Source organism: Rhizobium sp. YAF28 (assembly GCF_052113285.1).
GTDB lineage: Bacteria > Pseudomonadota > Alphaproteobacteria > Rhizobiales > Rhizobiaceae > Rhizobium.
The window spans coordinates 121,096-133,765 of record NZ_JBFRCX010000005.1 but is presented as its reverse complement, the minus strand read 5'-3'; the positions used below and the strand labels follow the sequence as shown (position 1 = coordinate 133,765).

Here is a 12,670-nt window from a genome sequence, read left to right as displayed (position 1 = left end):
AGTTTCCTCTTTTCAGCAGGTTTATTTGAGGGAAGTCTCGTTAAGGGGAATCCCCGCCTTGAAAACCGACTTGCTGAAGAAATATTCCGGCCCCGTACCGCGCTATACGAGCTATCCGACAGCGCCGCAATTGAACGCAAGTATAGGTGCCGGCGAATATGCGCTGTGGCTGGACGAGATCGCGCCCGGCACTGCGGTTTCTCTCTATGTCCATATTCCCTATTGCGACCGGCTCTGCTGGTTCTGCGCTTGCCATACGAAGCAGACGCTGCGCTATGAGCCGATCGCCGCCTATCTGCGCTCGCTGAAGGACGAGATAGATATGGTGGCGCAGCTGATCCCCGAGGCGCGCATCACCGCGCTGCATCTTGGCGGCGGCTCGCCCACCATGCTGAAACCTGGGGATATGATCGGCCTCATCGGGCATCTCAAGACGCGTTTCCGTTTCGAGGCGGATGCGTCCATCAGCGTGGAGATGGACCCCAACGATCTCGATGAGGCGCGTTACGAGGCGCTTGCCGAGATCGGGCTGACGCGGGCAAGCCTCGGCGTGCAGGATTTCGATCCTGTGGTCCAGCAGGCGATCAACCGGCTGCAGACATTCGAGCAGACTAGGGGCGTCGTCGATGCCGTCAGGGCGAGGGGCGTTCGCTCGGTCAATTGCGATCTGCTCTACGGGTTGCCGCATCAGACGCTTGCGAGCCTAGAGTGTACCGTTTCCAATATCGTGACGCTCGATCCCGACCGCATCGCGCTCTTCGGCTATGCGCATGTGCCGTGGATGAAGAAACATCAGACGATGATCCCTGAGGAGACTTTGCCCGATGCGGCAGAACGCTTCCGGCAAATGGGTCACGCAGCCGCGATGCTGTGCGCGGCCGGCTACCAGTCCGTCGGCATCGACCATTTCGCCAGAGTCGACGACGGGCTGGCGGTCGCCGCGCGGGAAGGGCGCCTGCACCGGAATTTCCAGGGCTATACGGAGGATGAGGCGCCTGTGCTGATCGGGCTCGGCGCGTCTTCGATCGGGCGGCTGCCGCAAGGCTATGTGCAGAACATGCCGGCAACCGGCGAATATCAGCGCATGGTCGATGCCGGCGGACTTGCCGTGGTGCGCGGGATCGCACTTTCCGATGACGACCGGCTACGCGGGCATGTGATCGAGCGGCTGATGTGCGATTTCCGTTTTTCCTTCCGTGACCTCCGAGCGAAATTCGGGGCTGCGGCCGAGCCGCTGATTACGGAGGCGCGGCAGATTGCGGCGCTGGATCAGGATGGCCTCTGCGCCGTCGAGGCGGACGGTTTTTGCGTCACGGAAACGGCAAAAGTCTTTAGCCGGGTGGTCTCTTCCTGGTTCGATGCCCATCTCGGACAGGCCAAAGGGCGCCATTCCATTGCTGTTTAGGCAACACCTGCCCGCCAAATTGGCTTGCAACCGGGACGAAAGCATTGGCTTTTGAAATGGATTTGCCTATGAGGGGGAGAATCTTCATTTCCAAGAGGTAGAGCGAGTGACCGCTACATTCGATAAAGTTGCCGACATCATTGCTGAAACCAGCGAGATCGACCGCGCAACGATCACGCCGGAAAGCCACACGATCGATGACCTCGGTATCGACAGCCTCGACTTCCTCGATATCGTTTTCGCCATCGACAAGGAATTCGGCATCAAGATTCCGCTCGAAAAGTGGACGCAGGAAGTCAACGAAGGCAAGGTTTCCACCGAAGAATACTTCGTGCTGAAGAACCTCTGTGCCAAGATCGACGAGCTGCGCGCCGCCAAGGCTTGAAGCAACATCATCATCTTTTTTTCACGCCCTGCCGCCATTGATATGGCGGCCGGGCGGTTTTGTTCCTAAGTAGGCCTTCCGACGGGCTTAGTGCGCGTCGCGCCGGAGAAGTCTGATGCTGCTGGAATATTTCCAGATGATTGACCGCGTCGAGGCGGTGGACCTTGAGAAGCGCACGCTCGTTGCGCGCTCGGTCGTGCCGGCCAAGAGCCCCGTTTTCGAGGGGCATTTTCCAGGCATGCCGCTCGTCCCTGGCGTGCTTCTCATCGAAACCATGGCGCAGGCATCAGGCATGCTGGTGCTGGCCGCCACCGATTTTACGTCAATGCCCTTCCTGATGTCGGTCGATGGCGCCAAGATGCGCACCTTCGTCGAGCCGGAAGCGGTGCTCGACATCGAGGCTTTCCTCGAACATGACGGCTCCGGTTTTGCCGTCACCAAGGCAAAGATCACCAGCGGCGGCAAGAAGGTCTGCGATGCGCAGCTCAAACTGCGCACCATGCCTTTCAGTGAAATTCCGCTCGGCGATATCGTGAAGAAACGTGCCGGCGAGGTGGGCCTGATGGACGCCATCGCTGCGCAGCGGGCGAAGGCCCAGGGGGTGAGTGAATGAGCAAGGCCGCCAATGACGTCGTGATATCAGGCATCGGCATCGTGACCTGTCAGGGTGTCGGCAAGGATGCGCATCTGGCGATCCTGACTGCCGATGCCGCACCTGCGACCGTTATCGAGACCGAGAAGTTCAGGCCTTATCCGGTCCATCCGCTTCCTGAGATCGACTGGTCGCAGCAGATCGCCAAGCGCGGCGACCAGCGCCAGATGGAAAACTGGCAGCGGATCGGCGTTTTTGCAGCGGGTCTGGCGCTCGATGATGCGGGCTTCAAGGACAATCTGGAAGCCTGCGGCACGATGGACATGATCGTGGCGGCCGGCGGCGGCGAGCGCGACATCAATGTCGATACGCTGATCGTCGATGAGGGCCTGAAGCGCAACGACCGCGAGTTGCTGCTCAATGAGAAGCTGACGACCGAACTGCGGCCTACGCTGTTTCTGGCACAGCTTTCCAACCTGCTTGCCGGCAATATTTCCATCGTTCACAAGGTCACCGGCTCCTCGCGCACTTTCATGGGTGAGGAAGCTTCCGGCGTTTCCGCCGTCGAGACGGCCTTCTGGCGCATCAAGTCAGGCGAATCCACCCATGCGCTTGTTGGCGGCGCCTTTGCGGCCGAACGCCCGGACATGATCCTGCTGACGGAAGCAATCGGCGCGCATACGCGGGGTGAGTGGGCGCCGCTTTGGTCGCGCTCCGGTCTTGAGGGCGGCGGCATGATCACCGGTTCCGCCGGCGCCTTCCTGGTGTTGGAATCGCGCAAGCATGCTGAAGAGCGCGGCGCGCATATCTATGCGACAATCGGTGCCGTCGAAGGCGACCGCGGCAATCGGGCTGCGGGTAATTTCGAAGTGCGCCTGGAGCGGCTGCTGAAACCCGCTGCCGGTCTGGCCCCCGAAACTACGGCGATCTTCTCCGGCTCGACCGGCATGCATGAGCTTGCCGCCCGCGAAAAGGCAGTGCTTGAACGTCAGCTTCCGGGTGCTGCGATCCGCGGCTTCGCCGGCGTTTCCGGCCACACGATCGAGGCGCAGTTCACGCTCGGCCTTGCGCTTGCAGCGCTTGCGATCGACGCCAAGGCCAAGGTTCCGCCTTTTGATGCCGCGAACGAAGCGCCGATGAAGGCAAGCACGAAGGCTGCCGTCGTAACCACTGTCGGACATCAGCGCGGCGAAGGCGTTGCCGTTCTTTCCGCAGAAGCGTGAGGAGTGACTGAAATGACAGCGTCCGCTTACAGGGATCATCTCGGCCGTCCGATCATTGCGGTCACCGGCATGGGTATCATCACCTCGCTCGGCCAGGGCCTCAGGGATAACTGGGCAGCTCTTTCGTCAGGTACATCGGGCATTCACGACATTACCCGCTTCCCGACGGACGGCCTTTCGACGCGCATTGCCGGCACGGTCGATTTCATCGACATCCCGGTGCCGAACGCCGTCGAGCGCTCCTATGCCTTTGCGCGCGAAACGACCATCGAAGCGCTTGCCGATGCCGGTATTTCCGGCGATTTCAACGGTCCGCTGTTCCTGGCTGCACCGCCGATCGAGCCGGAATGGAGCGCCCGTTTCGAGCTTGCCGACCGTTCGCCGGCCGCCGACCATCCGGGCGATGCCTATGAGCGGTTCCTCGCTGCCATGCGCCAGCGTCCCGATCCGGCCTTCCATGAGGCGGCGCTCTTCGGCGCGATTTCCGAGCGATTGTCCGACCGGTTCGGCACGCGCGGCCTGCCGGTCACGCTGTCGACGGCCTGTGCATCGGGTGTGACCGCCATCCAGCTCGGCATCGAGGCGATCCGCCAGGGCCGCACCGACCGGGCGCTGACGGTTGCGACCGACGGTTCGCTGAGTGCGGAAGCGCTGATCCGCTTCTCGCTGTTATCTGCTCTCTCTACCCAGAACGATCCGCCGACCAAGGCTTCCAAGCCCTTCAGCAAGGATCGCGACGGTTTCGTCATCGCCGAAGGCGCGGCGACGCTGGTGCTGGAATCCCTGGAATCGGCAATTGCCCGCGGCGCCAAGGTGCTCGGCATCATGAAGGGTGCGGGCGACAAGGCCGACAGCTTCCACCGCACGCGCTCTTCGCCCGATGGCGCCCCGGCGATCGCGACGATCCGCGCAGCCCTTGCCGATGCCGGCATGAGCGAGGACGATATCGGCTATATCAACGCCCATGGCACCTCGACGCCTGAAAACGACAAGATGGAATATGGTTCCATGTCCGCCGTCTTCGGCGAGAAGCTGGTCGGCATTCCGGTGTCGTCCAACAAGTCGATGATCGGCCATACGCTGACGGCTGCCGGTGCGGTCGAGGCGGTCTTCTCGCTGCAGACGATGCTGACCGGCACGCTGCCGCCGACGATCAACTACAACAACCCGGATCCGTCGATCGTTCTCGATGTCGTGCCGAACAAGAAGCGGGAAGCCCAGGTTTCGGCCGTGCTTTCCAACTCTTTCGGCTTCGGCGGACAGAATGCCAGCCTTGTCATGGCGCTCGAACCGGCTTAAGCGGTTCCCGACAATCCAACCGATAAGAAAAACGCCCCAGAGGCGAGAGGTTTTGCCATGCGCGCTTTGCAACTGATCGATGACCGCAAGCTTGAGATCACCGACCTGCCGGAACCGGACGCTCCTGGCACCGGCGAAGTGACATTGCGCGTCAAGGCGGTTGCGCTCAACCATATCGATGTCTGGGGCTGGCGCGGCATGGCTTTCGCCAAGCGCAAGATGCCGCTCGTCATCGGTGCGGAAGCTTCCGGTGTGGTTGAGGCCATCGGCCCCGGCGTGGCGAATGTCCTGCCCGGCCAGCTCGTGGCAATCTATGGTGCGCGCACCTGCGGCCTCTGCCGTCCTTGCCGCGAAGGCCGCGACAATCTCTGCGAACACGTTTCCGGCGTGCATGGCTTCCATCTCGATGGCTTCGCGCAGGAGAAGGTGAACCTGCCGGCGCGTCTCCTGGTTCCGGCCCCTCCCGGTGTCGATGCGATTGGTGCGGCGCTTGCGCCTGTCACTTTCGGCACGGTCGAGCACATGCTGTTCGACAATGCCAAGCTCGAGCCCGGCGAAACGATCCTTGTCCATGCCGGCGGCTCCGGCATCGGCACGGCTGCGATCCAGCTTGCCAAGAAGATCGGCTGCACAGTCATCACGACCGTCGGCTCCGACGACAAGATCGAGAAGGCCAGGGCGCTCGGCGCCGACCACGTCATCAATTACCGCACCGACCGTTTCGAAGGGGTGGTGCGCAAGCTCACCAAGAAGAAGGGCGTCGATGTCGTCTTCGAACATGTGGGCAAGGATACCTGGGCGGGCTCGATGCTTTGCATGAAGCGCGGCGGGCGTCTCGTCACCTGCGGCTCGACCTCGGGCGTTTCGACCGAGATGAACCTGATGATGCTCTTCCAGCAGCAGCTGAAGCTGCTCGGCTCCTTCGGCTGCCGCATGGAGAACATGGCTGATGCCATGCAGAAGATGGGCCGCGGCCTCGTTCATCCCGTCATCGATACGGAAGTCAGCTTCGACGATATCGACCGCGCCCTGGAGCGCATGGAAACCCGTCAGATCTTCGGCAAGATCATCCTGAAGATGGACTGACCGAGTGAAGCTTTTCGTCACCAGGATCGTTCTGGCGCTGAGGCGTTTCCAGCAATGGCTGGTGGCGCAGCTGATGTTCGGCTTCCTGAACCTCCTGAAGCTTTTTCCGGCCGATGGTGCCATGCGCTTTGCCGACTGGATGACCCGCCAGATCGGCCGGCGGCTGAAGCGCCACAAACTGATGCTCTACAATCTACGCCGGGCTTTCCCGGAAAAGAGCGATGCGGAGCTTGAGGAAATCGCGCTCGAAAGCTGGGGCAATATGGGCCGGCTTGCGGCCGAATATGTCTTTCTTGACCAGCTCTTCGATTTCGATCCTGAAAGTGCCGAGCCGGGCAGGGTGGAGGTCTCAGGCATTCCGATCTTCCTGGAGCTGCGCGACAATCCGCGCCCCTTCATCGTCTTTACCGGCCATACCGGCAATTTCGAGCTGCTGCCGGTCGCGGGCAATGCCTTCGGTCTCAGCGTGACCGTGCTCTTCCGCCCGCCGAACAATCCCTATGTGGCGCAGAAGGTCTTCGATTTCCGCAGCGGCCGCATGGGCAAGCTGGTGCCTTCGCATGCTGGCTCTTCCTTTGCGCTCGCTCGTCAGCTGGAAGCAGGGCAGGGCGTTGGCGTCCTCGTCGACCAGAAATTCAGCCGCGGGTTGAAGACGACATTCTTCGGCCTGGAAACCAAGACCAATCCGCTGCTGCCGAAGCTGGTGCGCCAGTTCAATTGCGAGGTCTATCCGGCCCGCTGCATCCGCCTGCCCGGCAATCGCTACCGCCTGGAGATCGAGCCGAAGATGGAGATGCCGCGCGACGAGAAGGGCAATCTGGATCTTCCCGCCACGGCACAGATGATGAACGACAAGGTGGAGAGCTGGGTGCGCGAATATCCGGCTCAGTGGCTCTGGTATCACGACCGCTGGGATATCAAGCGTTCCGTCAGTCTGTAAGATTCTGCCTGTAAGATTTTGCTCCTGATTTATAATCGGTGAAAAGCGACAGGTTCAGTTCGGTTGAAAATGAGCACGGTTCATGTTACGCGTCTCTACTAGGGCGCGCAAAGCACCTACCGCAGGGCGTAGTCTTTTATTAAGCATAGGCCTCGACCGGTTTCGGAACGTTTCTCAGGAAATGGATATTGGGGGTATCTTGCTTGAGCTGTTCAGGGCCTTTTCCTTGCGCTGCGCGCAGATAGAGGAAGCGATAAGGCTAGGGGATGATGGGCGCGTGGAGGCGCTCGACCGCGATATCCAGCCGCTGGTCGAGGCGATCCTCTCATGCAGGGCCTCCAGCCTCATCGAAGTCTATATGCAACTTCAGTTTGTAAGCTACCTCATCGCGCAGGATGCCGATGACGCGGCTTTCGTGACGCAATATTCCGCCGTGCTCTCCTATCTGCTCGACCGCTATTTCGGCGCCCATGCGCCGGACTGGCGCGTGCCGCTGCCGGTGGACGTGAAGCTCAGGCAACCGCCAGCCTATATTCCGGATACCGATAACGGTCAGTTCCTCAATGCGGCCATCCTGCAGACGCTGCCGGACCGCGTGGCGGTGCTGACGAAGGATTACCGCTATCTCTATTCCAATCCCGTCAATTGCGCCCACCTCGGCAAGAATGCCATGCAGCTCATCGGCCGCCATATCGTCGAGTTCATCGGCGAAGAGCGCTTTGCCAGCGAGGTGAAGGAAAAGCTCGACGCCTGCTTCGACGGCATGTCGGCGGATTACACCTACGCGCGGGATGAGCGGCACAATCGCTGCCGCATGGTGCCGCTCCATGACGCAGCGAAGAAGGTGATCGGGGCGCTCATCACCATCCAGAATCTCGGCACCACGGCAACGGCGGACGCCTGATTTCAGTCTTTGCTCCAGACGGCGAGTTCGTAGCCGTCCTTGTCGACAAAATGGAAGCGCCGGCCGCCGGGAAAGGCCGTGATCGGTTTAGCTATGGTGCCGCCGGCCTTTTCGACGCTGGCGAGCACGTCTTCCAGCTTCTCGGCATAGAGGATGACGAGCGGGCCGCCTGCGGCGCGCGCCGGGCTGAGATTGGTGAAGCCGCCTTTCAGCCTTCCGTCGTCGAACTCGCAGTAGCTCTCCCCGTAATCGGTGAAGCGCCAGCCGAAGGCCGCGCCGTAGAAGGCTTTTGCCGCACCAATATCGGCGACGTTAAACTCCACATAGTCGATGCGGCGGTCATTTTGAGCGTCGTTGCTGGCCATCTTATTTCTCCATCATCGATTTCAGAGCCGCCAGATCCTTCTGGATATGGGCGGCATCGGCCGCGAATTGTTCGTCGGTCATGCCTGGCAGGCGCAGCAGCGTGAACATCACCTCGCACCCATCGCCATTCGGCACGATGCGCAGCGCGTTATAGACGCGCAGGCCGGATTCGATAGTGACGGTATGGTCGATGACGCCGAATTCGTTCGGCGGCACGAAGCTTACCCGGACGCTGCCGAGCGGGCCGTGGGCGATCCAGTCCTCGCCATCGGGTTCCAGGCCGCTCGCAAGGCCCGAGGCCCAGAGCGGCATGTTCTCCGGCCGGCCGGCGAAATCATAGACATCGCGCCAGTCTCTTTTGATCGTGATGTGGACGATGCGGGCGGGCATTGTGTTCATCGGTCTGTCCTTTGCTTTGCGTCAGACTAGCAGGCCGGCACGGGCCGTCTTGAACAAAACGGTCAGCGGGTCGTCAATTGAGCGAGCATGGCGGATGGCGTCAGTGTCGTCAGGTCGCCGATCTCGCGCGTCATATGCGCCTGGTCGGAAAAACCGGCTTCGAGGGCGAGAGCGGCAAGGGACAGGGTCTCACTTGCGCGGCACAAGGCCATGAAACGCTGCAGCCGGCGGATGCGTTCGAGCGTCTTGATGCCGTAGCCGAAATGGTGGTGGGCGCGGCGGCGCAATTGCCGTTCGCCGATATCGAGCCTCTGCCGCAGGTCGCCGATACGGCCTGATCCATCGTCAGCAGCGGCAAAGATCATGCGAGCCTCGGGGTCCGGCTCCGCTTCTTCCCTTGCCAGTTCACTCAACAGGGTGGCGAAGAGCGAAAGGGCGGCAGGCTCATCCGGACAGTCGGACAGGCGCGGTTCGAGGGCGGCGGCCTTCTCAGGCGCGATATCGCTCAGGGGAATGGAGAGGCCGGTGATCTCTGACAGAGGCAGCTTCAGCCAGGCGGCGCCGGCGCCCGGTGCAAAACGCGCGCCGATAATCCGCATGCCAGGCGTCATCGGAGGGAAGGCGGCAGTGCGGTCCGGCCCGACAACGAAGAGGCGGCCATCTGCGAAAAGCAGGTCGCAATAGCCATCAGGTACGATGGCGACCGGGCTTGCGGTTCGAATCTCATGCGACCAGAGGCAGTGGAAATGCGGGGCGAGTACCAGCGAGGGCGCGTATTCACGGTAGCGCCCGGCTCTCTTTGCGAGCAGCGGCCTGATATCGCTTTGCCCTGCTGCAGCAGCAGTCATTCCGGCCTCCCAAACACATGCATATGGTGCTCCCCTGGCCATTCGAAAAGCCTGTTCCGCCAGCCTTTTTTCGACCCGAATCGCGGTCTTCGACCTTGCCGTTTGGCCGAGAGAGTGCCACAACATCGCACCATTTCACTCATCGGAGGTTTGTCGTGGAAAAGGCAGAAATCGGACTGATCGGCCTCGCCGTCATGGGTTCCAACCTGGCTCTCAACATTGCGGAAAAGGGCAACAAGATCGCGGTTTTCAACCGCACGCCTGAAAAAACGGATGAATTCTACGAGAGCGCCGGCGATCTCAAGAAGCAGATCATTCCCTGCAAGACGATCGAGGAGTTCGTCGAGGCAATCCGCCCGCCGCGCCCGATCATCATCATGATCAAGGCGGGCGATGCCGTGGACCAGCAGATGGAGGCGCTACGCCCGCATCTTCAGAAGAACGACATCATGATCGATGCCGGCAACGCCAACTTCCGCGATACGGTCGCCCGCTTCGACCGCCTCAAGGATACCGGCCTGACCTTCATCGGCATGGGCGTTTCGGGCGGTGAGGAAGGTGCCCGCCACGGCCCGTCGATCATGGTCGGCGGCACGGAAGATTCGTGGAAGCGCGTCGAGAAGGTTCTGACCTCGATTGCCGCCAAGTATGATGGCGACCCCTGCGTCGCCTGGCTCGGCAATGATGGCGCCGGCCATTTCGTCAAGACGATCCATAACGGCATCGAATATGCCGACATGCAGATGATCGCCGAAATCTACGGCATCCTGCGCGATGGCCTCGGCAAGAGTGCTGCGGAGATCTCCGGCATCTTCGGCGCGTGGAACAAGGGTCGCCTGAATTCCTACTTGATCGAGATTTCCGAGAAGGTTCTGGCCGCCCAGGATCCGATCTCCAAGACGCCGATGGTCGACATGATTCTCGACAAGGCCGGCCAGAAGGGCACCGGCAAGTGGTCGGCGATCGAAGCGCAGAACATGGGCATTCCGGCAACCGGCATCGAAGCCGCCGTCGCTGCCCGCAGCCTGTCGTCGATGAAGGAACAGCGCGTCGCCGCCGAAAAGATCTTCGGTGATCTCGGTGCTGCCTTCCCGATCGCCTATGGCCCCGAGTTCAACAAGGATCTGGAACTGGCGCTGTTTGCCGGCAAGATCGGCGCCTATGCGCAGGGCTTTGCCGTCATGGCGGAAGCCTCCAAGGAGTTCAACTGGTCGCTGCCGATGCCGACGATCGCCCGTATCTGGCGCGCCGGCTGCATCATCCGCTCGCAGTTCCTCGACGAGATCACCAAGGCGTTTACCGATGCGCCTGACGCTGCAAACCTCATCGTCACGCCTGCCTTCTCCGGCATGGTCAAGGAATCGATCCCGGCGCTGCGCCGCGTCGTGACCGCAGCACTTGCCGCCGGCCTGCCGGTTCCGGCGCTTGCCTCGGCGCTCAGCTATTTCGACGCCTACCGCCAGGGCCGCGGCACCGCGAACCTGATCCAGGCGCAGCGCGACTTCTTCGGCGCCCACGGCTTCGACCGCCTCGACGGCAAGGACTTCCACCATGGCCCCTGGGGCAGCGGTGCATCGACCTTCTGAGGTTTGTCAGGATAAAGATGAAGAGCCCGGCCATCGTGCCGGGCTTTTTGCTATAAGGCCGACGGCGAACGGGAGGTTTTCGACATGCTTCACCATGCATCCTTCGGGGTTGGCAATATCGAGAGAGCCGCGCGGTTTTACGATGCTGCGCTCGGCGCGCTCGGCTATATCAGGGTCTGGGAGGACTTGCGTCCCGGCGAGGTCGGGCAGGCTGTCGGTTATGGCGTGCCCGGTGGTGGCGACAAGCTGGCGCTCAAATCGGTGGAAGCGGGGCAGGGCGCGCCAGGTGCCGGTTTCCATCTCGCCTTTGCGGCACCCGACCGGCAGTCGGTTATCGCCTTTTATGCGGCAGCCCTTGCCAATGGCGGCGTGGATAATGGCGGGCCGGGGCTTCGGCAGCATTATGGGCCGAATTACTTTGCGGCCTTCGTGATCGATCCCGACGGGTATCGTGTGGAGGCGGTTTTCAATCAGGCGGAGTGACGGTTGCTCGGCTGAGAGGTGCCACTGTGTTATCCGTTACCTCGCGCTGCAAGTGTGTACGCAATCGCCCTAATTGCTGCCGATTCGAATTGGCACTAATATTAGGTGTTAGAACTATTAGCAGTGCGTACAGGCTTTAGCAGCAATGTCATAAGGCGCTGGTCTCACCATCAGACGCTTGCACATAGTCCTTATCGGGTAATCCTCTTGTTCAGGCGGGGAACTGCTCAAGAATCGGCTGTTGTTCCCGACGTTTGACTAGTTCCATGAAGGACTAACTGCGTGGCGTTGCGTTGTTCCTTTGAACCGAGAGGGAGACACGGAATGTCGGACAGGAAAAGCTCTGACCCAAACGAGATGCCGCCGAGCGCGCAGGATCTGCGCGATCTTCAGGAGGCGATGAAGCAGAAGGCGACGCGAGCGACGGAGGCGAAGGAGAAAAGTCATTTCGACCTCGTCAATGATTTTATGTTCAAGCATGTCACCGAAAACGAAATCCAGATCGTGCGGCGACTGGTCGATAATGCCCTGAGGGACGGAAAGACGGAAGCGCTGGTCTATCAGTTCTCGTCCGACTACTGCACCGACAGCGGCCGCGCCATCAATAACGGCGCCGATAACTGGCCGGAAACGCTGCAGGGAAAAGCTAAGGAATTCTACGAGCGCTACGAGAAATACGGGCGGCCGCAGGGCTATAAGCTGAAGGCTGTCGTCGTCAATTTTCCGAGCGGCATGCCGGGCGATGTCGGCTTCTTTCTCAATTGGGAATCCGAAAAGCCCAAGCAGTAAATAGGCGGGCCATCTACAGCCTCGTCGTGCCGAGAGCATAGTTCACCAGCCGTTTCCTGGGCTCCGTGCTCCCGGCATATGACCTTGCCTTTCCGGTGCTTTGACACGCCCCGATCGCCGTTTGCGAGCCGTCGACGCGGGGAGCAGATGGCAAGCATTCACGTGCCGATATCGAGGAGGCTGAGCGGGTTTCGCGCGAATTGGCTGCGGAGCGATAGTCCGGCAGGCCCGTTAATTGCCGCTGTCGGCCTGCCGAGCACAAGCGCTCATCCCGCCATCGTAGGCCTGCCGCGGAAGCCGGACTCTGTCCCATCATCGTCGCGCCCATAACTGCCCTGTTCATACCGGCACAAATCGCAGCGACA

Annotated in this window: 14 protein-coding genes; 11 read left to right on the top strand and 3 right to left on the bottom strand. The window is 61.0% G+C overall.

Annotated features, from left to right (window positions below; genetic code table 11):
* Nucleotides 1–58: 58 nt before the first annotated feature.
* The 8 genes from hemN to AB4Z13_RS13005 all read left to right on the top strand — a co-directional run bounded on the left by hemN (nt 59) and on the right by AB4Z13_RS13005 (nt 7,834).
* Nucleotides 59–1,405: an oxygen-independent coproporphyrinogen III oxidase gene (gene hemN, locus AB4Z13_RS13040; RefSeq protein ID WP_439015812.1), complete on the top strand. Its 1,347-nt coding sequence runs from the start codon at nt 59–61 to the stop codon at nt 1,403–1,405.
* Nucleotides 1,406–1,511: 106 nt separating this feature from the next.
* Nucleotides 1,512–1,790 (top strand): acyl carrier protein, encoded by a 279-nt coding sequence (locus AB4Z13_RS13035; protein WP_007814022.1) that lies wholly within the window; start codon nt 1,512–1,514, stop codon nt 1,788–1,790.
* Between the two features lie 115 nt (nt 1,791–1,905).
* Entirely contained in the window at nt 1,906–2,403 is a 498-nt protein-coding gene (locus tag AB4Z13_RS13030; RefSeq protein ID WP_113320665.1) for a 3-hydroxyacyl-ACP dehydratase FabZ family protein, read from the top strand.
* A complete protein-coding gene (locus AB4Z13_RS13025; RefSeq protein WP_439015811.1) occupies nt 2,400–3,605 on the top strand; it encodes a beta-ketoacyl-ACP synthase in 1,206 nt (401 codons plus the stop codon). The genes AB4Z13_RS13030 and AB4Z13_RS13025 overlap by 4 nt, the downstream gene beginning before the upstream one ends.
* 12 nt (nt 3,606–3,617) lie before the next feature.
* Entirely contained in the window at nt 3,618–4,904 is a 1,287-nt protein-coding gene (locus tag AB4Z13_RS13020) for a beta-ketoacyl-ACP synthase (RefSeq protein WP_439015810.1), read from the top strand.
* Between the two features lie 57 nt (nt 4,905–4,961).
* The gene (locus AB4Z13_RS13015; RefSeq protein WP_439015809.1) at nt 4,962–5,990 is read left to right on the top strand and encodes a zinc-binding dehydrogenase; all 1,029 of its coding nucleotides are present in this window, start codon (nt 4,962–4,964) and stop codon (nt 5,988–5,990) included.
* Between the two features lie 4 nt (nt 5,991–5,994).
* Nucleotides 5,995–6,930 carry a lipid A biosynthesis lauroyl acyltransferase gene (locus tag AB4Z13_RS13010; RefSeq protein WP_439015808.1) on the top strand — a complete coding sequence of 312 codons (936 nt, stop codon included), beginning with the start codon at nt 5,995–5,997 and terminating at the stop codon, nt 6,928–6,930.
* Nucleotides 6,931–7,129: 199 nt separating this feature from the next.
* Nucleotides 7,130–7,834, top strand: coding sequence for a PAS domain-containing protein (locus AB4Z13_RS13005; protein WP_439015807.1), 705 nt, complete (start codon nt 7,130–7,132; stop codon nt 7,832–7,834).
* Between the two features lie 2 nt (nt 7,835–7,836).
* Here AB4Z13_RS13005 and AB4Z13_RS13000 read toward each other — a convergent pair whose 3' ends face one another.
* The 3 genes from AB4Z13_RS13000 to AB4Z13_RS12990 all read right to left on the bottom strand — a co-directional run bounded on the left by AB4Z13_RS13000 (nt 7,837) and on the right by AB4Z13_RS12990 (nt 9,447).
* Nucleotides 7,837–8,199 (bottom strand): VOC family protein, encoded by a 363-nt coding sequence (locus AB4Z13_RS13000; protein WP_442206101.1) that lies wholly within the window; start codon nt 8,197–8,199, stop codon nt 7,837–7,839.
* 1 nt (nt 8,200) lies between these two features.
* Entirely contained in the window at nt 8,201–8,599 is a 399-nt protein-coding gene (locus tag AB4Z13_RS12995; protein ID WP_113320658.1) for an SRPBCC family protein, read from the bottom strand.
* A gap of 62 nt (nt 8,600–8,661) precedes the next feature.
* Complete coding sequence (locus AB4Z13_RS12990) at nt 8,662–9,447, bottom strand: DUF6597 domain-containing transcriptional factor (protein ID WP_442206100.1); 786 nt, start codon at nt 9,445–9,447, stop codon at nt 8,662–8,664.
* 155 nt (nt 9,448–9,602) lie between these two features.
* Between AB4Z13_RS12990 and gndA the strand changes: the two genes are divergently transcribed.
* The 3 genes from gndA to AB4Z13_RS12975 all read left to right on the top strand — a co-directional run bounded on the left by gndA (nt 9,603) and on the right by AB4Z13_RS12975 (nt 12,305).
* The gene (gndA, locus tag AB4Z13_RS12985) at nt 9,603–11,033 is read left to right on the top strand and encodes an NADP-dependent phosphogluconate dehydrogenase (protein WP_439015804.1); all 1,431 of its coding nucleotides are present in this window, start codon (nt 9,603–9,605) and stop codon (nt 11,031–11,033) included.
* Nucleotides 11,034–11,117: 84 nt separating this feature from the next.
* Nucleotides 11,118–11,516, top strand: a complete 399-nt coding sequence (locus AB4Z13_RS12980) for a VOC family protein (protein ID WP_113320676.1) — start codon at nt 11,118–11,120, stop codon at nt 11,514–11,516.
* 324 nt (nt 11,517–11,840) lie between these two features.
* Nucleotides 11,841–12,305: a histidine kinase gene (locus AB4Z13_RS12975; protein ID WP_439015803.1), complete on the top strand. Its 465-nt coding sequence runs from the start codon at nt 11,841–11,843 to the stop codon at nt 12,303–12,305.
* Nucleotides 12,306–12,670: the final 365 nt, after the last annotated feature.